Below are 20,660 nucleotides of genomic sequence, written 5' to 3' on the forward strand. Positions count from 1 at the left end.
GCGGGGGGCCGGGTCAGGAGTTTTCGAGTTGCTTGAGCTCGGCCAGGGTGTTGGCGTTGGCAAAGGCCAGCGGGTCGTCGCCCGGGGCATTGAAGGGGACAACCACGGTCTTGTGCAAGTCGGTCCAGGCGTCGATCTTGCGGCCACCGCCCTGGGTGAACTGGACCAGGCTTTCGAGCAACTCGATGCGCAGCAGGCAGAACACCGGCTGGGTTCGTACTTTCACCTGGCCCTGCTCATCCTTCTCGGGGGCGGCGGCCATGGCGATCTCGGCTTGCTCGCGGTCCATGGCCTCTGCCAGGCGGGCCACCAGGTCCAGCGGGAAGCGCGGCGAGTCGCAGGGCACGGTGACCAGGTAGGGCGTCTCGCAGCGCTCCAGTCCGGTCAGGAAACCGGCCAGCGGGCCGGGATAGTCGGCCAGCACGTCGGGCCAGACCTCGGCGCCGAAGGATTCGTAGGCCGCCAGGTTGCGGTTGGCGTTGATCATGACCTGGCCCACCTGCATCTGCAGGCGCATCAGCGTGTGCAGGGCCATGGGCATGCCATTGAAGTTCTGCAGGCCCTTGTCGACGCCCCCCATGCGGCTGCCACGTCCGCCGGCGAGGATCAGGCCGGTGATTTCAGAAGAGTCGATCATTAAACAGTCTCTTTAAGGAGGGGAATGTTTTGCCGCCGGGCCGCCCCAAGGCAAAATGCGGCCCCCTCGGGGGGCAGGGAGCTACACGCAGTGAGCGACCGTGGGGGCCACATCCCTATCCGCCGATGTAGCTCATCTCGACGCGGCGCTGGCCGCCGTGGCCGCTGTCGGGCGGCTGGGCACCGCGCTGTTCGGAGTAGCGGTCGTCGCGCGCGCCCCAGATGTGGGCGATGGCCGATTCGATGTCGGCGTCGCTGGCGCCGCCGCGGATCAGGCTGCGCAGGTCGTGGCCCTGGGTCGCGAAGAGGCAGAGGTAGAGCCGGCCTTCGGTGGACAGGCGGGCGCGGTTGCAGTCGCCGCAGAAGGCGTGCGTGACGCTGCTGATGACACCGATCTCGCCGGCGGCCGGGTCATGCTTGCCATTCGCATCGGCATAACCCCAGCGTTCGGCGGTTTCGCCCGGCGCGCTGTGCCCGAGCTGCACCAGGGGCAGTTCGGCGTGGATCAGCTTGACGACCTCGGCCGAGGGCAGCACCTCGTCCATGCACCAGCCGTTGGTGGCGCCCACGTCCATGTACTCGATGAAGCGCAGCACCATGCCGGAGCCGCGGAAATGGCGCGCCATGCGCAGGATCTCGTGCTCGTTGGTGCCGCGCTTGACCACCATATTGATCTTGATCGGTCCCAGGCCCGCTTCTTTGGCGGCCTGGATGCCCTCCAGCACATCGGCCACGGGGAAGTCGACATCGTTCATGCGGCGGAACACGGCATCGTCCAGCCCGTCCAGGCTGACGGTCACACGCTGCAAGCCGGCGGCCTTGAGTGCCCGCGCCTTGCGCGCCAGCAGGGAGCCGTTGGTGGTCAGCGTCAGGTCCAGTGGCTCACCATCGACGGTGCGCAGGGCGGCCAGCTGCTCGATCAGCACCTCGATGTTCTTGCGCAGCAGGGGCTCGCCGCCCGTCAGGCGGATCTTGCGCACGCCGTGGGCGGCAAAGAGGCGTGCCACCCGGGTGATTTCCTCGAAACTCAGCAGGGCACTGTGCGGCAGGTAGGCATAGTCCTTGTCGAAGATTTCCTTGGGCATGCAGTAGCTGCAGCGGAAATTGCAGCGGTCGGTCACGCTGATGCGCAGGTCACGCAGGGGCCGGCCCAGGCGGTCAGCCAGCAGGCCGGTGGCCGCAACACGGGTGGCCGGGTCGAAGGCGGCCGCGGGAGCACTCAGCGTCGGGATGCGCTGGTCGACCAGGGGGATGACACGTTCGGACATACCCTTATTGTGACCCAGCCGGCATACCCCCGATGGCAAGGCAGAATCGGGGCAGGGACAAGAAAAAAAACTGATCCCCGAAAACCTCGCCATGAAGCACACCTACAAGTTCACCTGGCTCGCTGTCCTTAGCGGACTGGCCGGCACCGCCGCGGCCCAGCAGATGCCAGCCGTGTCGGAAAAGGATTACCTGGACGAGGTGCCCATCGTCCTCTCGGTCTCGCGCCTGCCCCAGCGGCTGGACGAAACGCCCGGTGCGGTCACCCTCATCGATCGCGACATGATCCGCATGAGCGGCGCGCGTGACGTGGCCGACCTCTTGCGCCTGGTGCCGGGTTTCCGGGTCAGCAACTCCTTTGAGAGCAATACGCCCCAGGGCAGTTATCACACTACCTTGAGCGATTTCTCGAACCATATCCAGGTCATGGTCGACGGGCGCTCGGTGTATTCCACCTACCTGCGGGGCAGCACCGGTCCGGGGCTGCAGACCGTGGCGCTGGAGGACATCGAGCGCATCGAGGTCTATCGGGGTTCGAATTCTGCCGCCTACGGTGCGCGAGCCTTCCTGGGCAGCATCAACATCGTGACTCGCGACCTGATGGACACCCAGGGGGCTCTGGTCCAGCTGGCCCGCGGCGGCAACGGCATCGAGGACCAGATGCTGCGCCTGGGCTGGGGCGATGACGAGGCGCGTTTCCGGCTCAGCGCCGATGGCCGCAATGACGATGGCCTGAGCGGCACCAGCGGATCGAATCGTGTGCAGCGTGTCAACCTGCGCGCCGATCTGCGTGCCGGGCCGCGTGATGTGCTGGAGTTCCGTACCGGACAGAGCCTGATCGATGCCGGGGTGGGTTTCGCTGGCGATACCAACAACAATGCACGGACCCGGCGTCTCGATACCAGTTTTGTGCAACTGGACTGGCGGCGCAATCTGGACCCGGACCAGGACCTGGCGCTGCAGCTGTCCCATACCGTCGAGAACATCCGGGACAATTTTGTCTATACGCCGGCGCCCAGCCTGACGATCGATTTCGGCGGCCGCGCCAGCAACTCCAACCTGATGGCCCAGCACACGGTGCGGATCGATTCCGCGCTGCGTCTGGTCTGGGGCGGTGAACTGAGGCGTGAAACCATCGAATCGCGACCCCAGTACAACACCGACGCCGCCTTTGTCACGGACTTCTCCCGCCTGTTCACGAATGCCGAATGGCGCTTGCACCCCGACCTGCTGCTCAACGCGGGAGCTCTCTTCGAGCACAGCAGCATCGCCGGCGAGCACGTTTCCCCGCGGGTCATGCTCAACTGGCGAGCGGCCGATGGGCACACCCTGCGTGCTGGCGTGTCCAGGGCCTTCCGGCCACCGAGTACCTACGAAAAATATGCCAATGTGCGTTATTACCTGGGGGGCGTGCTGGCCGATTCCACGGATGTGGCGCGCGGCAATGTCGTGGCGGAGAAGGTCGAGGTGCGTGAGCTGGGCTATCTGGCGGAACTCCCCGGTTCCCGGCTGAGCCTGGATCTGCGCGTGTTTGATGAGCGGGTCCGTGATCTCATCGGCCAGATCACCTACAACGACCCCACAAGCGGTGGCACTGGCGATGTCAATGACTACACCAACAATGAGGATTTCGATATCCGGGGTTATGAGGCCCAGTTGCGCTGGAAGCCATGGTCGGGTGGCCAGCTGATCTACGGCTTCTCCGAGTTGCAAAGCACGCAGTCTTACGGCAGCGCCAACCTGGTGGGGCGCTACGGGACCCAGAGCCTGATGTTCATGCAGCAGCTGCCGGCGGGCTGGGACATGAGCCTGAGTCACTACGAGGCGGATGCCAGCCGGTTTCCCGGCTTTGATGCGGCAGCACCTGCCTACAGCCGGACCGATCTGCGGATCGCCAAGGCGCTGCGCCTGGCAGGGCGGCGCGCCGAGATTTCCGTGGTCGGCCAGAACATGGGCGCGTCCTATCAGGACTTCATGCCGAAATTCCTGGTCCGGACGCAGGCCTATGTGATGCTGAAGGTGGAGAACTGAGGGTCATGACGGTTTCCCGCCTGTTCCTGCTATTGCTTCTGTTGTCCGGCTGGATGGGTCTGACACGGGCTGCTGAGCCAGCCGTGATGGTGGTCAGCAGCGAGCGCAGCCCGGCCTACCTGGAAGCTGCTGCTGCCGTGGCGGCTGAGGTGCTTCGCCAGGCAGAGCCCCGGCGGGAGCTGGTGCAGCTCACGCTGGAGGATCTTGCGGCCTACCGCGGGCCGGCGCCGCGCCTCTACATCACCCTCGGGGCCGAGGCCTGCAGGGCACTGGGGCGGCCGGCAGCGGCAGCACCTGTCTTGTGCACCCTGTTGCCGCGTGCCAGTTTCGAACGCGTCCTGCGCGAGACCGGCCGGCGTGCCGGGGCTTCCTTCTCGGCTTTGTACCTGAACCAGCCGCTGGGCCGCCAGCTCGACCTGATGCGTCTGGCCCTGCCGCAGGCGCGACGCGTGGGGGTCTTGTGGGGACCGGACTCCTTGGCCAATGAGGCGCAGCTGGAGTCGGCGGCCCAGGCGCGCGGACTCAGGGTGGTGGGCGTGCCGGTCAAGCCGGACGAACCGGTGTTCAACGGACTCAAGAAGATCCTGGACGAATCGGACCTGCTGCTGGCGCTGGCTGATCCGCAGATCTACAACAGCAACAGCATCCAGAACATCCTGCTCGCCTCCTTCCGCGCCCAGGTACCGATGCTCGCCTTTTCGCCGGCCTATGTGCGCGCTGGCGCCCTGATGGCGGTCTATTCGACACCGGCCCAGATCGGACAGCAGGCCGGTCTGATGGCCCGCGGCGTGCTGCAGGGGCAGCCGCTGGGGGTGCCGCAGTACCCGCTGCAGTTCGAGGTCAGCGTCAACGAGCACGTGGCTCGCTCCCTGGGGCTCAGGCTGGACGCCGGCAGCCTGGCCGAGCGTCTGCGTCGACAGGAGCGGGGCTCATGAAGTTTTTCGATATCCGGGATCGCATGCTGCTGGCGGCCTTGCTGCCGGTGACGCTGGTGGCCGTCCTGCTCTCCAGTGTTTTCCTGGCCGGGCGCTATGCCGACCTCGACGAAGCCCATCAGCAGCGGGCCCGCTCCCTGGCGCGCCAGCTGGCCAGCGCCAGCGAATACGGCCTGTTCTCCGCCAACACGGGCAGTCTGCAGGCAATTGCGATTGGCGCCCTGCGCGAGCCCGACGTGCGCTCGGTCCTGATCCTGGATGCGCAGGGCGAGACGCTGGCCATGGCCGGCTCGACCGGCCAGGCCGCGCTGCCTGCCCTCGGCGCCCAGGAACAGCGCTGGGTGGATGCGACGAGCGGACACGAGCTGCTGGTGCAGCCGGTCAGTCCCTCGCAGATACGGCTCGATGACCTGTTCGAGGGCAGCACGGTCGAGGATCGGGGTGAGACCCTCCCCCTGGGGCATGTGGTGCTGGAGATTTCGCGCGCCGCCGTGGTCTCGCGCAGCCACGACATGCTGGCCATCGGCCTGGCCGTGACCCTGGGCGGGCTCCTTTTCGGCGGGGTGCTGGCGGTACGCATCGGGCGGGGGGTGATCCAGCCCATCCTGCGTGTGTCCGACATGATCGCGCGCATCGGGCGCGGTGAATTGTCGGTGCGGGGGGATGTGAGGGCTGATGATCCTCTGCGCGACCTGCAGCAGGGCTTGAACCAGATGGCCGAGCACTTGCAGCAGGGACGCGAAGAGCTGGAGCGGCGTGTGACCCTGGCCACGTCGGAGCTGCGTGCCAAGAAGGAGGAGGCCGAGACCGCCACCCGGGCCAAGTCGCGCTTCCTGGCGGCAGCCAGCCACGACCTGCGCCAGCCCATCCATGCCCTGGGCATGTTCGTGGCCCGCCTGGCCCAGTTGCCGCATGACCGGGAGACGCGTCACCTCATCAGCAATCTGGAGGCTTCGGTGCGCGCCATGCAGGACCTGCTGGACGCCCTGCTCGACATTTCCCGTCTCGATGCCGATGCCGTTCGGGTGCAGTTGCAGCCGGTGCCGCTGGCGCCGCTGTTCGAGCAGTTGCGTGGCGCACTGCAACCGGTGGCCGCCGACAAGGGACTGCGCCTGCGTGTGCGCAGCAGCAGACTCTGGGTGCAGAGCGACCCGACGCTGCTGCATCGCATCCTGCTCAACCTGGTCAGCAATGCCCTGCGCTACACGGGGAACGGTGGCGTGCTGGTGGGCTGCCGGTGCAGCCGTGGCGGTGAGTCTCTGTGGATCGAGGTCTGGGACACGGGCGTGGGCATTGCACCCGAGCATCAGCAGGACATCTTCCGGGAGTTCTACCAGATCGGCAATCCCGAGCGGGACCGCAGCAAGGGCCTGGGGCTGGGGCTCAACATCGTGGACCGCACGGCACGCCTGCTGGGTCATACCCTGCAGCTGTGCTCCGTCCCTGGCCACGGCACGCGCTTTCGCATCGAATTGCCGCTGGCGCAGCCCGGCGACCTGCAGGCCCTGCTGGCCGCCGCCGATCCCCCGCCCGTGGACGATGTGCGCGGCCTGCGCATCCTGGTGATCGAGGACGACCGCCAGTCGGCCCAGGCCCTGCGCGGCCTGCTCGACTCCTGGGGTTGCGTGGTGGCCGTCGTCGAAGGCCTGCAGGGGGCCCTGACCACGGTGGGCGGCGGTTTTGTGCCGGACCTCGTCCTCAGTGATTTCCGCCTGCGGGCCGGTGAGAGCGGCATCCAGACCCTGCAGCAGTTGCGCACGGCCCTGGGCCGGCCCTTGCCTGCCTGTCTGATGAGTGGAGACACCGATCCGGAACTGATCCAGTCCTGCCGCGACGCCGGCTTGCCGCTGTTGCACAAGCCGGTGCGGCCCGCCAAGCTGCGCACCCTGATCCGGCGGCTGGCGCGACCCCTGTTGCCCCAGGACGGGTGAGGCCAGCCCTGCGGACGCGGGACACGCTCAGGCGCTGTCGTCGGGGCTGAGTTGTGGCCGGCCCGAGCCGGCATAACCGTGGCGGTTGGCGGCCAGCACCGCCTGCGTGCGCGTGGTGACGCCAAAACTCCGCAGGATGCTGCTCACGTGGTTTTTCACCGTCTCTTCGGAGAGGTAGAGCATGCGCCCGACCTCCTTGTTGGTATACCCGTCGAGCAGCAGTTGCAGCACCTCTTCCTGACGCGGGGTCAGCAGCGGTGCCGGCACTTCAAGGGCGATCTCGTCGTTCAAGATCTGGGGCAGGGCCGGCATGTGCACCCCGCCGGCCAGCACCAGGCGGGTGACCGAGAGCAGTTCATCGCTCATGCCGGACTTGGTCAGGAAAGCGGCTGCGCCTTTTTGCATGACCAGCTGCATCACACGCGGGTTGACGGAGCCCGACAGCACGATGATGGGCAGGGCCGGGTGCTGGCGCGCAAAGACATCCAGCGCTTCCAGGCCGTTCATGTCGGGCAGGTGGTAGTCCAGCAGGACCAGATCGAGTTCGGGCGCCTGCCGGGCCAGTTCGAAGGCGCGTGCGCAGGAGCCGGCCTCCAGGACCTCCACGTCATCCTCCAGTCCGCGCAGGACCTGGCGCAGGCCTTCCCGGATCAGGGCATGATCATCAACAACCAGTATCTTCAAGGGTTCTTCCGAGGAGGGGCGCTAGGGTCCATAGGGGGCATGGTAGCGCAGGCCTGGACCCGCAAGGCCCGGGCAGGCAGAAACCGGGAGGGACTCAGCGCAGGGGGGTCGGGACCGTGGGAATGTGGTCCTGGTCGTCGCGACGCAGATCGTTTTGCGAGGGAGGAAGGTCGAATTTTCCCAGTTCTGCGGAGACCCGCCAGTAGGCCGGTCCCGGCATGCGGGTATGGGGAAAGCCACAGGTCGGCGCGAACACCCAGGCCATCACGTGAGAACTGTGGTTGTTGGCCGGATCGAAGTGCTGCAGGCCTTGCAGGACCTGCTGCTTGAGCAGGGGCGCATAACGCAACAGCCCCTCGTGCCATGTGTAGACGATCAGATTGATCTGGAAGGTCTGGACCTGGCCGCTATGCGGTCGCGAAATGACTTCGCAACCCACCCAGTCGATCGGGATGCCATTGAGACGCAGGGTGTCGCGCAAGACCATGCGCACCAGATCCCGGTAATTGATCGGGTTCTGGGAGAGGCTGGAGACCCCCAGCGTCGACGGACTGTCGGCCGACGGGCTTGTGGATGCGGGGCTGCGCGATGAGCGGAATAGATCGAACATGGGGACACTCCGAAAGACAGATACGGGACCAATCTCGCCCGTTATGCCCGGGCTCTCCACCACCGATGAAATCATTATAGGTACTCCGGGCAGGTGGGGGGAAGGAAACGCAGGGTAGGCGATCTGGTTCTGTGCATGTATAGCGCTTGTGCTATCGCCTCGGCTGCGACATTGGTGTTTCTTATGGTGTGATGGTCATGCTCGCAGCCAGCGGTGGCGGTGCTCTCGACCCATGTCGATTCCCGGCACCAGCAGGCGGTCTTGCTGCCAAAAAAAAGCCCGCCGGATGGCGGGCTTGCAGGAAGTGTGAGGTTCTTCAGCCGTGGAATTTCATCATCAGCGGCACGATCAGCAGGGCCACGATGTTGATGATCTTGATCAGCGGGTTGATGGCCGGGCCGGCGGTGTCCTTGTAGGGATCGCCCACGGTGTCACCGGTGACGGCCGCCTTGTGCGCTTCACTGCCCTTGCCGCCGTGGTGGCCGTCTTCGATGTACTTCTTGGCATTGTCCCAGGCACCGCCGCCCGTGCACATGGAGATGGCCACAAAAAGACCGGTCACGATGGTGCCCATCAGCAGGCCGCCCAGCGCGGCCGGGCCGAGCAGCAGGCCCACCAGGACCGGCACGACCACCGGCAGCAGCGAGGGGATCATCATTTCCTTGATGGCGGCCGTGGTCAGCATGTCGACCGCGGTGTCGTACTCGGGCTTGCCCGAGCCGTCCATGATGCCCTTGATGTCGCGGAACTGGCGACGCACTTCGACCACCACCGCACCGGCGGCGCGGCCCACGGCTTCCATGGCCATGGCGCCGAAGAGGTAGGGAATCAGGCCGCCGATGATGAGGCCGATGATGACCATCGGGTTGCTCAGGTCGAAGCTGATGACCTTGCCGAAGGACTCCAGCTTGTGGGTGTAGTCGGCGAACAGCACCAGCGAGGCCAGGCCGGCCGAGCCGATGGCGTAACCCTTGGTCACGGCCTTGGTGGTGTTGCCCACGGCGTCCAGCGGGTCGGTGATGTCACGCACGCTGGAAGGCAGCTCGGCCATCTCGGCGATGCCGCCGGCGTTGTCGGTGATGGGGCCGTAGGCGTCCAGGGCCACCACGATGCCGGCCATGCTCAGCATGGAGGTGGCGGCAATGGCGATGCCGTAGAGACCGGCCAACTGGAAGGAGACCCAGATGGCGATGCACACGAAGATCACGGGCCAGGCTGTGGAGCGCATCGACACGCCCAGGCCGGCGATGATGTTGGTGCCGTGACCGGTGGTCGAGGCCTGTGCGATGTGCTGCACCGGGGCGTACTGCGTGCCGGTGTAGTACTCGGTGATCCAGACCAGGGCGGCGGTCAGCACCAGGCCGACGGCGCAGGCGCCGAACAGGCGCAACTGGCTGCCGGAGGCGGTGATGGTGTTGTCCGGCATCAGCCACATCGTCACGAAGAAGAAGGCGATCAGCGACAGCACACCCGCCACGGCCAGGCCCTTGTAGAGGGCGGGCATCACGTTTTTCATGCCCGGCGCAGCCTTGACAAAGAAGCAGCCGATGATGGAGGCGATGATGGACACCGCGCCCAGGGCCAGCGGGTAGATCACCGCACTGGTGCCGGCGCCGGTGACCAGCAGGGCACCCAGCACCATGGTGGCGATCAGTGTGACGGCATAGGTCTCGAACAGGTCGGCGGCCATGCCGGCGCAGTCGCCCACGTTGTCGCCCACGTTGTCGGCGATCACGGCCGGGTTGCGCGGATCATCCTCGGGGATGCCGGCCTCGACCTTGCCCACCAGGTCGGCGCCGACGTCGGCACCCTTGGTGAAAATGCCGCCGCCCAGACGGGCGAAGATGGAGATCAGCGAGGAGCCGAAGGCAAAACCGATCAGCGGGTTGAGCAGTTTGGCCAGGTTGCTGCCGGCGTTCAGGTTGCCGTTGCCGACCAGGAACCAGTAGAAGGCGGTCACGCCCAGCAGGCCCAGGCCCACGACCAGCATGCCGGTGATGGCGCCGCCGCGGAAGGCCACGTCCAGCGCCGGGCCAATGCCGCGGGTGGCGGCCTGCGCGGTGCGCACGTTGGCACGCACCGACACGTTCATGCCGATGAAGCCGCAGGCACCGGAGAGTACGGCGCCGATGATGAAGCCAATGGCGGTCTGGCCGTCGAGGAAGAGGCCGATCAGGATGGCCAGCACCACGCCGACGATACCGATGGTCTTGTACTGGCGCGCCAGATAGGCGGCCGCGCCGGTCTGGATGGCAGCCGCGATCTCCTGCATGCGGGCGTTGCCGGCGTCTTGCGAGAGGATCCAGCTGCGGGCCCAGATGCCGTAGGCCACGGCGATCAGTCCGCATACGAGCGCCAGTATCAGCGCTGAATTGCCTGTCATATCAAACTCCTGTGTGTTGTATCGCGTAGGGGTGGCAACGCAGGGGGCGGAGCCACCGATGCGTTGCTTCCTCGCCGCGACAGCCCACAGGTCTGACAGGACGATTGGCCAACGGGCGGACTGTAACGTGAAAACAGCCTGTTTCAGGTAGGCGTCAGGGCGGAGCAAGTAAAATCAGGGTTAATACCGATCACTTTCTGTCTCAACTTAGCAAGAAGCAACCATGTCCCTCGACAACGTCACCCCCGGCAAGAACGTCCCTGAAGCCTTCAACGTGATCATCGAGATCCCGATGAACGCCGATCCCATCAAGTACGAGGTGGACAAGGAAACCGGCGCCATCTTCGTGGACCGTTTCATGAGCACGGCCATGCACTACCCGACCAATTACGGCTACGTGCCCAAGACCATCTCGGGCGACGGCGATCCGGTCGACGTGCTGGTCATCACCCCGGTGCCGCTGATCCCCGGTGTGGTCGTGCCCTGCCGCGCCATCGGCATCCTGAAGATGCAGGACGAGGCCGGCGAGGACGGCAAGGTGCTGGCGGTGCCGATCGACAAGATCCTGTCGATCTACACCCAGTGGCAGAAGCCCGAAGACCTGAACCCGATGCGCCTGAATACCATCCAGCACTTCTTCGAGCACTACAAGGATCTGGAGCCGGGCAAGTGGGTCAAGGTGCTGGGCTGGGAAGGCCCGGAGTCGGCCAGGAAGGAAATCATGGACGGCATTGCCAGCTACAACAGCAAGCTCTCCAAAGGCTGACAGTCTTCACGGACAACAACGCCGGCAGGCCCATGGGCCTGCCGGCGTTTTTTCATGCGTGCGCGAGAGAATCGCAGGGTTTTTCCGGTTCAATTTGAGCTACACCTCGTGAACCCCCGCGTGTATCATGACCTGAAGGTTTATCCGGCGTACCACGCCAGGAAGGAGCAAAGATCATGCAGACCAGCAGCGACACCCCCACAGCGGCTTCCGGCCAGTACCTGACCTTGCGCCTGGGCCAGGAAGAGTACGCCATCGATATCCTGCGCGTGCAGGAGATCCGCTCCTACGAGGAGCCGACCCGCATGGTCAATGCGCCGGCCTTCATCAAGGGGGTGGTCAACCTGCGTGGCGTCATCGTGCCCATCGTCGACCTGCGCATGAAACTCGACCTGGACAAGGTCGAGTACAACGAATTCACCGTGGTCATCATCCTCAACGTGCGAGGCACCGTGATCGGTGCGGTCGTGGATTCGGTGTCCGATGTGGTGACGCTGGGCGCTGATGCGATCAAGCCGGCGCCGCAGTTCGAGACCACGCTCGACACCCGGTTCATCACCGGGCTGGCCAATGTGGGCGAACGCATGCTGATCGTCATGAACATGGAAGCCCTGATGAGCAATTCCGAAATGGGCATGCTGGCCACGGCGATCAGCTGAGTGGCAGGACACAGCCCGCACTGACGGGCATGGCGCTTGAAGGCCCGATGAAGAGGCAGGGGGCGTGACGATAACAGGAGACTCGCATGGATTTCTGGCTTCGACTCCGTATTGGTACCCGGCTGGCCCTGGCCTTTGCCGCAGTGCTGGTCATCACGACGACCGTCTCGGCACTGGGGGTCTGGCGCCTCGGTACCTTGAAAGACACCAGCCACCAGATTGCCACGATCGAGCTGCAGCGCAGCCTGCTGGCCCAGCGCTGGGCCTCGCAGATTGCGATCAACTGGGTGCGAGCCTCGGCGGCGCTCAAGACGAGTGATACGGCCTACATCGATGCCCTGCAGAAGGACATGGCCGCCACGTCCAAGGCCATCAGCGACGACCAGAAGCAGCTCGAAAGTCTGATGGAAGACGACGCGGGCAAGGCGCTGCTGGCGGTCGTTGCCAAAGATCGCAAGACCTATGTCGATGCGCGTGCAGCACTGATCAAGCGGCAAAAGGACGGTGAGAACATACTCGGTGCCGTCGATAGCGAATTGCGTCCGCTGGCGGAGACTTACCTCAAGGCGGTGGATCAGGTCGCCGTCCATGCTCGGCAGATCCTGAGCGAGACGCAGGCACATGCGCAGGCCACCGCAGCCAGAAGCCAGCTGGCCCAGACGGGCGGCACTGTGCTGGCGGTGCTGCTGGGCATGGTCCTGGCCTATCTGGTCACGCGTTCCATCGTCCAGCCGGTCCGCCAGGCGGCGACATCGACACGCCATATCGCCGAAGGTGATCTCACGACGCATATCCCGGCGCGTGGCTCCGATGAGGTGGCGCAGTTGTTGCAATCGCTGGCCGCCATGCAGCACAACCTGGCGCAGATCGTGAGCCGGGTGCGCTCGGGCTCAGAGTCGGTGTCCACGGCCAGCGCCGAGATTGCCCAGGGCAACCAGGACCTGAGCGCTCGCACCGAAAGCCAGGCCAGCGCGCTGGAGGAAACGGCCGCTTCGATGGAAGAGTTGTCTTCCACGGTAAAGCAGAACGCCGACAACGCCCGCCAGGCCAACCAGCTGGCGCAGAGCGCGTCCACCGTGGCTGTGCAGGGCGGCCAGGTGGTGGCCCAGGTGGTGGACACCATGAAGGGCATCAACGACAGCTCGCGCAAGATTGCCGACATCATCAGCGTGATCGACGGCATCGCCTTCCAGACCAACATCCTGGCCTTGAATGCGGCCGTGGAAGCCGCACGTGCCGGCGAACAGGGCCGCGGTTTCGCCGTGGTGGCAGCCGAAGTGCGCTCTCTGGCGAGCCGCTCAGCCGAAGCCGCCAAGGAAATCAAGACCCTCATCACCGACAGTGTGGAGCGCGTGGGACAGGGCACAGCCCTGGTGGACCAGGCGGGCGCCACCATGAACGAGGTGGTGGCCAGCATCCGACGGGTGACCGACATCATGGGCGAGATCAGCGCGGCCAGCTCGGAGCAGAGTTCTGGGGTGTCGCAGATCGGCGAGGCCGTCACGCAGATGGACCAGGCCACGCAGCAGAACGCTGCCCTGGTGGAAGAAATGGCGGCGGCGGCCAGCAGTTTGAAGAGTCAGGCACAGGACCTGGTCAGCACGGTCGCCGTGTTCAAGGTGGATGCCCAGCCGCAGGAATTCAGGACGGCGGCCCCGGTAACCGCTGCGATGCGGGCAACGAGCCCTGCCACCCCGCGACCGGTGAAACCGGCGGGACAGCCTGCCCGTGCGTTGGCACCTGCGGCCACCCGGGCCCGAGCCGCCGCCCCACAAGCACCAGCGCGAGGCGAGCCCCCCAGACTGGAAACCAAGGCCGGGGGCGGTGACGGCGACTGGGAAAGCTTTTGAGTCCGCCGCTACTAACTTCCCTGTCGTAGCGGGGCGTGCCGCTCCAGTTCATCCACATACTCGCTGATGCCCTGCGCTTCGCGTTCGAGGAAGCGTTCGATGGCCAGGGCGAATTCCGGATGCGAGAGCCAGTGGGCGCTGCTGGTGCGCACGGGGAGCAGGGCCCGGGCCAGCTTGTGTTCCCCTTGCGCGCCACCCTCGAAACGCTGGTAACCGTGGGCCATGCACCATTGCAGAGGGCTGTAATAGCAGGCTTCGAAATGCAGGCAGTCGATCCGCTCCAGCGCACCCCAGTAACGTCCCCAGGCCACTTTTTCCGGACCTTCGTCGCTGATGGCGATGAGGCTGCTGGCGATGGGTGTCCCCTGGCGTTCGGCGATGAAAAGCAGCCAGTGCTGCGGCTGCGTGTCGGCGATCCCGGCAAAAAAGGCGCGGCTCAGGTAAGGCGGGTTGCCATGTTCGAGGTAGGTGCGTTCGTAGCAGCGGTAGAAGAAGTCCCAATCCCGGGGGCGGATGTCAGCCCCGCGCAACTCACGCAGCGTGACGCCGGCCGCCAGGACCTTGCGTCGTTCCTGCCGGATCTTCTTGCGTTTCTCCTGGCTCAGCGCGGAGAGGAAATCATCGAAGTCACGGTAGGGTTCAGGTTTCCGATTCTCCCAGTGAAATTGCACGGTGTGGCGCTGCATCAGGCCGGCCTGCTGGCAGGCCTGGAGATCCTGCGGATGTCCGAAGAGCAGGTGCAGTGAGGACAGTTCCTTGTCACGGCACAGGTCCAGTACCGCTTCCACCAGTGCCGAACGGGAGGCCGCGTCGCGTGCCAGCAGGCGGCTGCCTGGTACCGGGGTGAAGGGGACAGCCACCACGGCCTTGGGGTAGTAGGCGATGCCGTGGCGCAGGTGGGCATCGGCCCAGGCCCAGTCGAACACGTATTCGCCCCGCGAGTGGGATTTGAGGTAAAGCGGGCAGGCCGCCTGCAGGATTCCTGCGGCGTCCCATAGTGTGACGAAGCGCGGTGTCCAGCCCGTGGCCGGGCAGGCACTGCCGCTGCGGTGCAGCGCGGCCAGGTACTCGTGCCGCATGAAAGGGATGGGCTGGGCCTGTTGTGCCAGCAATCCGTTCCAGGCGTCAGCGTCGACCTGCAGCGGTGAGTCGAGCACCCGGATGACATAATTGCTTTTGCTCACGCTGCTTCCCGACTTCCCTTGCTTTCCATGACCTTGCGTATCTGCGTTGCCCAGCTCAATTTTGTCGTCGGCGACCTGGCGGGCAATGCACAAAAAATCATTGCGGCGGCCCGTACAGCCCATGCAGCCGGTGCGCGCCTGCTATTGACGCCCGAACTCTCCATCTGCGGGTATGCGGCGGAAGACCTGTTTTTCCGCCTCTCCTTCATCGCTGCCTGTGATGATGCCGTGAAAACAGTGGCCCGCGAGCTGGCCGGGTTAAAGGACATGACGGTGGTGGTGGGGCACCCGGCTGCTGTCGAGGCGGGCGGACTGCGCACGCGCTCGGTCACCGTGCCGAACCGGGTCAACGCCGCCAGCGTGCTGCGCGAGGGGCAGTTGATCGCCACCTACGCCAAGCGCGAGTTGCCCAATTACCAGGTGTTTGACGAACGGCGTTATTTCGTTCCAGGCCGTGACGTTTGCATCTTCGAGGCGGGTGAGGCCGGTGCGCGCGTCAAGGTCGGCCTGCTGATCTGCGAGGACGCCTGGTACGAGACACCGGCCCGCGAGACCCGCACAGCCGGTGCCGAGCTGCTGGCCGTGATCAATGCTTCTCCTTTCCACGTAGGTAAAGGTGGCGAGCGCGAGGCCATGATGCGCCTGCGTGCCCGGGATTGTGGCCTGCCGCTGGTCTATGCCCATCTGGTCGGTGGGCAGGACGAGGTGGTCTTCGAAGGGCACTCCTTCGCCCTGCAGGCCGATGGTGTGCTGGCGGCACGGGCGCCGAGTTTTACCGAGGATGCATTCCTTGTGGACCTGCGCCCTAGCGCAGCAGGCCTGCAATTGCAGGGAACGATCGAGCCAGATCGTAGTGCGGATGCCGACCTCTGGGATGCCCTGGTGCTGGGCGTGCGCGACTACGTGGACAAGAACGGCTTTCCTGGCGCCATCATCGGCCTGTCCGGTGGCATCGACTCCGCCCTGGTGCTGGCCATCGCGGTCGATGCCCTCGGGGCCGATCGGGTGCGCACGGTCATGATGCCTTCACCCTACACGGCCGACATCAGCTGGATCGACGCGCGTGACATGGCGCAGCGGCTGGGGGTGCAGTACGACGAGATCTCCATCGTGCCCGAGTTCGAGGCTTTCAAGGCTTCCCTGGCGCGGGAGTTCCAGGGGCTGCCCGAGGACACCACCGAGGAGAACATCCAGGCCCGCATCCGGGGGACCTTGCTGATGGCCCTGTCCAACAAGAGCGGGCGTATCGTCCTGACCACGGGCAACAAGTCCGAGATGGCCACGGGCTACTGCACGTTGTATGGTGACATGGCCGGTGGTTTTGCCGTCATCAAGGATCTGGCCAAGACGGCGGTGTTCCGGCTGGCGCGCTGGCGCAACGCCCACGATCCGCATGGGAGTGGTGCCAACCCGATCCCCGAGCGCATCATCACGCGCCCCCCCAGCGCCGAATTGCGACCCGACCAGAAAGACCAGGACAGCCTGCCCGAATACGAGGTGCTGGACGCCATCGTCGAGCGCTACATGGAAAACGACCTGGGCCTCGAGGAGATCGTCGCCCAGGGTTATGCGCGGGCCGATGTGGAGAGGGTCACGCGCCTGATCAAGCTCAATGAGTACAAGCGCCGCCAGGCGCCGGTGGGCATCCGCGTGACCCACCGCAGTTTCGGCAAGGATTGGCGTTATCCTATTACCAACAAGTTCAGGGCCTGATTTGCGTCGCAAACGGGCTGCTCTTTACCCTAGCCATCGACAGGAAGAATATTCATGAAGCAGATTACCGCCATCATCAAGCCCTTCAAGCTCGAGGAAGTGCGCGAGGCCCTGGCCGAGTGCGGCGTGACGGGTCTTACCGTCACAGAGGTCAAGGGCTTCGGCCGCCAGAAGGGCCACACCGAGCTCTATCGCGGTGCCGAGTACGTGGTGGACTTCCTGCCCAAGGTCAAGGTCGAGGTGGTGGTGAAGTCCGATGACGTGGATCGCTGCGTCGATGCTATCGTCAAGGCGGCCCGTACCGGCAAGATCGGCGACGGCAAGATCTTCATCACCTCGGTCGAGCGTGTGCTGCGCATCCGCACCGGCGAGCTCGACAACTCGGCGATCTAAGAGACTGCTCACGGTCTCACAGGGGCCGCGCAAGCGCCTTGCCGGGATGGGATGCAAGGCGCAAAACGAAGCCGGGCCCATGCCCGGCGAGGCTTTGTAACGCAGCAGACCGCCTGGCAAGGCGCTTGCCCTTCGGGTTGGGGCGACATCGGGCGATTTGACCACCAAATCCCTTGCATGGGCATCAGCCCATGCTGCGGAATGTTGGCGGCCAACTCATCCCGATTGCGCCCCAACGCGACCCCTGTGAGACCGCGAACAGGCTCTATATCTCTTCGAGCCGGGGTGCCGGCGCCAGGCCGGCGGCCTGTACCAGGCTGCTGAGCAGGGCCGCTGGCTCGTCGCCGGTCTGGATCAGGCTCATCTGCCAATCGCTGAGGAACTGCTGCTCGACCGTATGTGCCAGGAAGGCCAGCAGGCCGTCGTAGTAGCCTGCGCAGTTGAGGATGCCGACCGGCTTGTCGTGGTAACCCAGCTGGCGCCAGGTCCAGACCTCGAACAGTTCCTCGAAGGTGCCGATGCCACCCGGCAAGGCCACAAAAGCATCGGAACGCTCGGCCATCATGCGCTTGCGGTCGTGCATGGTGTCCACGATGTGCAGTTCCGTGCAGTCGTGCAGGGCCCATTCCTTTTCCACCAGGGCCTTCGGGATGATGCCGACGACGCGGCCACCGGCGTCCAGGGTGGCCTGGGCGACCACCCCCATGAGGCCGGCCTTACCGCCGCCGTAGACGAGCTGGCCGCCATGGCGGCCGATCCACCGGCCGACGGTGCTGGCGACATCCGCATGGCGCGGGTCCAGGCCGGGTCGCGAACCGCAATAGACACAAAGCGAGAAATTCGGATTCATGCGAGCAGGTGTTGGTAAATGGCGGCAGCCCAGATGCCGGCGCAGAGCAACAGGCTCAGCAACACGGCGGCACTGCCCATGTCCTTGGCGCGTTTGGACAGGTCATGCCATTCGGGGCCGATGCGGTCGATGGCGGTCTCGATGCCGGTGTTGAGCAATTCGACGATCATCACCAGCAGCACAGAGCCGGCCAGCAGTGCGGTTTCCACCCAGTGGCGCCCGATCCACAGCGAGAGCGGCAGCAGGACGACGGCGGCCAAGGTCTCCTGCCGAAAGGCGGTTTCATGCCAGCCGGCGCGCAGGCCCTCGAAGGAGTAGCCCAGGGCGTGCCATATGCGACTCAGGCCACGGCGGGCTTTTTGCGGGTTGACGTTGTGCTTGGATAAATCGGGCATGTGCTGATTGTCCACCAGCCCGGTGACATCAGCCCTGCCGGGGGCGGGCATCGACCAGCCGCGTGCCGGCCAGGACGTCATGCCAGAATTGCTGGCCCGGATGGAAGCGGCTCAAAAGTGCCCAGACCAGCACCCAGCCGAGCACGATGACTGCGGACTCGGCACCCGAAAGACGGAAGGGCGCCAGCGCTGCCAGCGGCGGCAGAAACCAGAGCCAGCTCAACCCGTAACGCAGGAGTGCGCGACCTTGCGTCAGGGGCTGGCCTTTTCGATCCACCACACGGATATGCCAGGTCTTCATGGCCAGGGTCTGCCCCTTGGCCCAGAACCAGGTGAAGTAGATGCCCAGCACGACAAACAGGAAGGCCTGCTGCATGGGCCGGTTGTCCAGGGCATGGCGGGTTTGGGACAGGGCACTGAACAGATAGGCGGCGATGAACACCACGCCGAACAGCAGCATGCCCTCATAAAGCCAGCAAGCCATGCGCCGGGCCAAGCCCGGGGTGGCAAGCGCAATCCCTGAGCCCGTGTTTTCGGGCGCTGTCCTGCGGTCCGGGTTCACTGCGCTTCGGCGGGCTCGTCTTCGTAAGGCGAGCGTTCGGTTGTATCGGGCGCAGGTTCGGAGCGCGGCAGCAGGGTGTGCTGGTGGATCGGCAAAGTGACCTCTGCCATGTGCGGGCGCCCTGCTGCGGCCCGGCGGGGGGCCTGGTTCAGTTTCGGGGTGGTGCCGGGCCTGACCGTGGAGACGCCGGTCGACTGGGGCCGGGCCTGCCTGGCGAGCTTGCGCTTTTCTTCGGCGCTCAAGGCCTGGTAGGCCTCCCACTGGCTGGTTTTCTGCTCAGGACTCAGTTTTTTGATTTCCTGGAAATTCTGGCGGGCCTGGGTGCGCTGCTGCTGGCTGAGGGTCGCCCACTTGCTCATGCGCAGATGCAGCTTGGCCTGCTCCTCGGAGCTCAGGGTCGGGTAGTTTTTGGAGAGCGCCAGCCATTTGAGCTTGTGCTGTTCATTCAGCCGGTCCCAGTGCGGGGCCAGGGGTTGCAGGGCCTGGCGCTGGGCCGGGCTCAAGTCCTTCCAGGACGGCTTGCCGTGGGTAGGGGCTGCGGCCACGACGGTGGCGGTACTGCGGGCTCTGTTGTCGAGCCGGTCGATGGAGCGCCCAGTGACGGTCTGCCCGGCCGTCCCCTCGGACGGCGCTGCCTGGGCTGGCAGGCACGGGGCGAGCAGCAGCAAAGCCACCACGCTGGCCGAGTGCCGCAGGCAGAGTGGGAGAAGGGGCATCGTTTTCATGATGAGGCCTCAGTTCTGTTGCAACTGATCGATGCGGGCCTTGAGGAACTGGGCAAAGCCGGGGTCGGCATAGGCGTCAGGTGGCAGATCGTCGGTGAGGATGGCCGCGTCGATCTCGGCCAGTTCTTCGGCGATCTGGTCGCTTCCCACCATCTGGATGGCCACCAGGCCCGCGATCAGGGCCAGCAAGGGGATGAGGGACACCAGGCGAGGCCAGAGCCCCCGCTCGTCCTCGCCCCCGCCCAGGGCCGCCACACCCCCGCCCAGGGCCAGGCTGGCGGTCTCCCGGGCCTGGATGACACGGTATTTTTCCAGGGCTTGCAGGCGGGCAAAGCGCAGTCGCTCACTGATGTCGTGGGGCAGGGCCGCTGCGGACGCATCCAAGCGGGCCGCCAGTTGGCGACCGTAGCGGTCCTGAGCGGACAGATGGCTGTTGATAGGCGTCTGTTTCATTGTTGTATTCCCTTGGCCCGCAAGGCTTTGTTAAGAGCCTGGACCGCCCTGGAGCAGTGCGTTTTCACACTGCCTTCGGAACAGCCCATGGCCGCGGCGGTTTCCGCCACGTCCAACTCCTCCCAGTAACGCATGAGGAAGGCTTCCCGTTGACGAGCCGGCAATTCCTGGATTTCCAGTTCGATTTCCCGCAGGATCTGGGCCCGCTGGGTCGAATTTTCCGCACTTTCCACCCGGGTGGCACTGTCCGAACTGTCGAGATTTTCCAACAGATTGAATTCACCGTCCTCGCCGTCGGATTCGAAGTCGCTCAGGTTCGAGAACAGGGCGTTGCGTGTCTTTTGCCGGCGAAACCAGTCCAGGGTGGTGTTGGAGAGGATGCGCTGGAACAGCATGGGCAGTTCATCGGCCGGCTTGTGGCTGTAGTGCTCCACCAGTTTCATCATGCTGTCCTGCACGATGTCCAGCGCCGACTCGTCGTTGCGCACGTGGTAGACCGAACGCTTGAAAGCGCGTTTTTCCACGCTTTTGAGGAATTCGGACAGTTCTTGTTCGGTGGCCAAGGGCTGGAACCAGGGGGCGCAGGAGAGGCTCTCTGTGAGGGCAAGGTGGTCCTGAAGGACCGCTTTTGGGC

The 20,660-nt window shown here is 65.1% G+C and carries 20 protein-coding genes; 8 read left to right on the forward strand and 12 right to left on the reverse strand.

Going from position 1 to position 20,660, the window contains the following annotated elements; genetic code table 11:
- Window positions 1-13: 13 nt before the first annotated feature.
- Both mobA and moaA read right to left on the reverse strand, forming a co-directional pair.
- A complete protein-coding gene (gene mobA / locus HTY51_RS06130; protein ID WP_174251902.1) occupies window positions 14-637 on the reverse strand; it encodes a molybdenum cofactor guanylyltransferase MobA in 624 nt (207 codons plus the stop codon).
- Window positions 638-752: 115 nt separating this feature from the next.
- The gene (gene moaA, locus HTY51_RS06135; protein ID WP_174251903.1) at window positions 753-1,904 is read right to left on the reverse strand and encodes a GTP 3',8-cyclase MoaA; all 1,152 of its coding nucleotides are present in this window, start codon (window positions 1,902-1,904) and stop codon (window positions 753-755) included.
- Window positions 1,905-1,995: 91 nt separating this feature from the next.
- Here moaA and HTY51_RS06140 point away from each other — a divergent pair, with 91 nt between their 5' ends.
- Genes HTY51_RS06140 through HTY51_RS06150 form a run of 3 tightly spaced genes read left to right on the forward strand, consistent with a single transcriptional unit; the run spans window position 1,996 to window position 6,799 of the window.
- The gene (locus HTY51_RS06140; protein ID WP_174251904.1) at window positions 1,996-3,933 is read left to right on the forward strand and encodes a TonB-dependent siderophore receptor; all 1,938 of its coding nucleotides are present in this window, start codon (window positions 1,996-1,998) and stop codon (window positions 3,931-3,933) included.
- A 5-nt stretch (window positions 3,934-3,938) separates the two neighbouring features.
- Window positions 3,939-4,868: an ABC transporter substrate-binding protein gene (locus HTY51_RS06145; protein ID WP_174251905.1), complete on the forward strand. Its 930-nt coding sequence runs from the start codon at window positions 3,939-3,941 to the stop codon at window positions 4,866-4,868.
- Window positions 4,865-6,799, forward strand: coding sequence for an ATP-binding protein (locus HTY51_RS06150; RefSeq protein ID WP_174251906.1), 1,935 nt, complete (start codon window positions 4,865-4,867; stop codon window positions 6,797-6,799). The genes HTY51_RS06145 and HTY51_RS06150 overlap by 4 nt, the downstream gene beginning before the upstream one ends.
- A 27-nt stretch (window positions 6,800-6,826) precedes the next feature.
- Here the strand turns inward: HTY51_RS06150 and HTY51_RS06155 are convergent, their stop codons facing one another.
- The 3 genes from HTY51_RS06155 to HTY51_RS06165 all read right to left on the reverse strand — a co-directional run bounded on the left by HTY51_RS06155 (window position 6,827) and on the right by HTY51_RS06165 (window position 10,476).
- Window positions 6,827-7,483 carry a response regulator transcription factor gene (locus HTY51_RS06155; protein ID WP_174251907.1) on the reverse strand — a complete coding sequence of 219 codons (657 nt, stop codon included), beginning with the start codon at window positions 7,481-7,483 and terminating at the stop codon, window positions 6,827-6,829.
- A 94-nt stretch (window positions 7,484-7,577) separates the two neighbouring features.
- Window positions 7,578-8,093: a hypothetical protein gene (locus tag HTY51_RS06160; RefSeq protein ID WP_174251908.1), complete on the reverse strand. Its 516-nt coding sequence runs from the start codon at window positions 8,091-8,093 to the stop codon at window positions 7,578-7,580.
- Between the two features lie 316 nt (window positions 8,094-8,409).
- The gene (locus HTY51_RS06165) at window positions 8,410-10,476 is read right to left on the reverse strand and encodes a sodium-translocating pyrophosphatase (protein WP_174251909.1); all 2,067 of its coding nucleotides are present in this window, start codon (window positions 10,474-10,476) and stop codon (window positions 8,410-8,412) included.
- 223 nt (window positions 10,477-10,699) lie between these two features.
- Between HTY51_RS06165 and ppa the strand changes: the two genes are divergently transcribed.
- The 3 genes from ppa to HTY51_RS06180 all read left to right on the forward strand — a co-directional run bounded on the left by ppa (window position 10,700) and on the right by HTY51_RS06180 (window position 13,751).
- A complete protein-coding gene (gene ppa / locus HTY51_RS06170; RefSeq protein ID WP_174251910.1) occupies window positions 10,700-11,242 on the forward strand; it encodes an inorganic diphosphatase in 543 nt (180 codons plus the stop codon).
- 176 nt (window positions 11,243-11,418) lie between these two features.
- Window positions 11,419-11,901 carry a chemotaxis protein CheW gene (locus HTY51_RS06175; RefSeq protein ID WP_174251911.1) on the forward strand — a complete coding sequence of 161 codons (483 nt, stop codon included), beginning with the start codon at window positions 11,419-11,421 and terminating at the stop codon, window positions 11,899-11,901.
- An 86-nt stretch (window positions 11,902-11,987) separates the two neighbouring features.
- The gene (locus tag HTY51_RS06180) at window positions 11,988-13,751 is read left to right on the forward strand and encodes a methyl-accepting chemotaxis protein (RefSeq protein ID WP_174251912.1); all 1,764 of its coding nucleotides are present in this window, start codon (window positions 11,988-11,990) and stop codon (window positions 13,749-13,751) included.
- Between the two features lie 11 nt (window positions 13,752-13,762).
- Here the strand turns inward: HTY51_RS06180 and HTY51_RS06185 are convergent, their stop codons facing one another.
- A complete protein-coding gene (locus HTY51_RS06185) occupies window positions 13,763-14,935 on the reverse strand; it encodes a GNAT family N-acetyltransferase (protein WP_254607004.1) in 1,173 nt (390 codons plus the stop codon).
- A 27-nt stretch (window positions 14,936-14,962) separates the two neighbouring features.
- Between HTY51_RS06185 and HTY51_RS06190 the strand changes: the two genes are divergently transcribed.
- Both HTY51_RS06190 and HTY51_RS06195 read left to right on the forward strand, forming a co-directional pair.
- Window positions 14,963-16,648: an NAD+ synthase gene (locus tag HTY51_RS06190; RefSeq protein WP_174251914.1), complete on the forward strand. Its 1,686-nt coding sequence runs from the start codon at window positions 14,963-14,965 to the stop codon at window positions 16,646-16,648.
- A gap of 54 nt (window positions 16,649-16,702) precedes the next feature.
- Complete coding sequence (locus HTY51_RS06195) at window positions 16,703-17,041, forward strand: P-II family nitrogen regulator (RefSeq protein WP_174251915.1); 339 nt, start codon at window positions 16,703-16,705, stop codon at window positions 17,039-17,041.
- A gap of 265 nt (window positions 17,042-17,306) precedes the next feature.
- On the opposite strand, the gene HTY51_RS06200 is transcribed toward HTY51_RS06195, so the two are convergent.
- The 6 genes from HTY51_RS06200 to HTY51_RS06225 form a co-directional block, all read right to left on the reverse strand.
- Window positions 17,307-17,891 carry a TIGR00730 family Rossman fold protein gene (locus HTY51_RS06200; RefSeq protein ID WP_174251916.1) on the reverse strand — a complete coding sequence of 195 codons (585 nt, stop codon included), beginning with the start codon at window positions 17,889-17,891 and terminating at the stop codon, window positions 17,307-17,309.
- Window positions 17,888-18,286: a diacylglycerol kinase gene (locus HTY51_RS06205; RefSeq protein ID WP_174251917.1), complete on the reverse strand. Its 399-nt coding sequence runs from the start codon at window positions 18,284-18,286 to the stop codon at window positions 17,888-17,890. The genes HTY51_RS06200 and HTY51_RS06205 overlap by 4 nt, the downstream gene beginning before the upstream one ends.
- Before the next feature lie 28 nt (window positions 18,287-18,314).
- The gene (locus HTY51_RS06210; protein WP_254607005.1) at window positions 18,315-18,770 is read right to left on the reverse strand and encodes an RDD family protein; all 456 of its coding nucleotides are present in this window, start codon (window positions 18,768-18,770) and stop codon (window positions 18,315-18,317) included.
- Window positions 18,771-18,844: 74 nt separating this feature from the next.
- The gene (locus HTY51_RS06215; protein WP_174251919.1) at window positions 18,845-19,573 is read right to left on the reverse strand and encodes a DUF3106 domain-containing protein; all 729 of its coding nucleotides are present in this window, start codon (window positions 19,571-19,573) and stop codon (window positions 18,845-18,847) included.
- Window positions 19,574-19,582: 9 nt separating this feature from the next.
- Window positions 19,583-20,026, reverse strand: a complete 444-nt coding sequence (locus HTY51_RS06220; RefSeq protein ID WP_174251920.1) for a DUF3619 family protein — start codon at window positions 20,024-20,026, stop codon at window positions 19,583-19,585.
- Window positions 20,023-20,589 (reverse strand): RNA polymerase sigma factor, encoded by a 567-nt coding sequence (locus HTY51_RS06225; RefSeq protein WP_174251921.1) that lies wholly within the window; start codon window positions 20,587-20,589, stop codon window positions 20,023-20,025. Before HTY51_RS06225 ends, HTY51_RS06220 begins: the two co-directional genes overlap by 4 nt.
- Window positions 20,590-20,660: the final 71 nt, after the last annotated feature.

This window comes from Rhodoferax sp. BAB1 (assembly GCF_013334205.1).
Lineage (GTDB): Bacteria > Pseudomonadota > Gammaproteobacteria > Burkholderiales > Burkholderiaceae_C > Hylemonella.

Coding starts and splice junctions, on each gene's coding strand:
- mobA (WP_174251902.1), bottom strand. CDS start 637: ATGATCGACTCTTCTGAAATCACCGGCCTGATCCTCGCCGGCGGACGT.
- moaA (WP_174251903.1), bottom strand. CDS start 1,904: ATGTCCGAACGTGTCATCCCCCTGGTCGACCAGCGCATCCCGACGCTG.
- HTY51_RS06140 (WP_174251904.1), top strand. CDS start 1,996: ATGAAGCACACCTACAAGTTCACCTGGCTCGCTGTCCTTAGCGGACTG.
- HTY51_RS06145 (WP_174251905.1), top strand. CDS start 3,939: ATGACGGTTTCCCGCCTGTTCCTGCTATTGCTTCTGTTGTCCGGCTGG.
- HTY51_RS06150 (WP_174251906.1), top strand. CDS start 4,865: ATGAAGTTTTTCGATATCCGGGATCGCATGCTGCTGGCGGCCTTGCTG.
- HTY51_RS06160 (WP_174251908.1), bottom strand. CDS start 8,093: ATGTTCGATCTATTCCGCTCATCGCGCAGCCCCGCATCCACAAGCCCG.
- HTY51_RS06165 (WP_174251909.1), bottom strand. CDS start 10,476: ATGACAGGCAATTCAGCGCTGATACTGGCGCTCGTATGCGGACTGATC.
- ppa (WP_174251910.1), top strand. CDS start 10,700: ATGTCCCTCGACAACGTCACCCCCGGCAAGAACGTCCCTGAAGCCTTC.
- HTY51_RS06175 (WP_174251911.1), top strand. CDS start 11,419: ATGCAGACCAGCAGCGACACCCCCACAGCGGCTTCCGGCCAGTACCTG.
- HTY51_RS06180 (WP_174251912.1), top strand. CDS start 11,988: ATGGATTTCTGGCTTCGACTCCGTATTGGTACCCGGCTGGCCCTGGCC.
- HTY51_RS06190 (WP_174251914.1), top strand. CDS start 14,963: ATGACCTTGCGTATCTGCGTTGCCCAGCTCAATTTTGTCGTCGGCGAC.
- HTY51_RS06195 (WP_174251915.1), top strand. CDS start 16,703: ATGAAGCAGATTACCGCCATCATCAAGCCCTTCAAGCTCGAGGAAGTG.
- HTY51_RS06200 (WP_174251916.1), bottom strand. CDS start 17,891: ATGAATCCGAATTTCTCGCTTTGTGTCTATTGCGGTTCGCGACCCGGC.
- HTY51_RS06205 (WP_174251917.1), bottom strand. CDS start 18,286: ATGCCCGATTTATCCAAGCACAACGTCAACCCGCAAAAAGCCCGCCGT.
- HTY51_RS06210 (WP_254607005.1), bottom strand. CDS start 18,770: ATGGCTTGCTGGCTTTATGAGGGCATGCTGCTGTTCGGCGTGGTGTTC.
- HTY51_RS06215 (WP_174251919.1), bottom strand. CDS start 19,573: ATGAAAACGATGCCCCTTCTCCCACTCTGCCTGCGGCACTCGGCCAGC.
- HTY51_RS06220 (WP_174251920.1), bottom strand. CDS start 20,026: ATGAAACAGACGCCTATCAACAGCCATCTGTCCGCTCAGGACCGCTAC.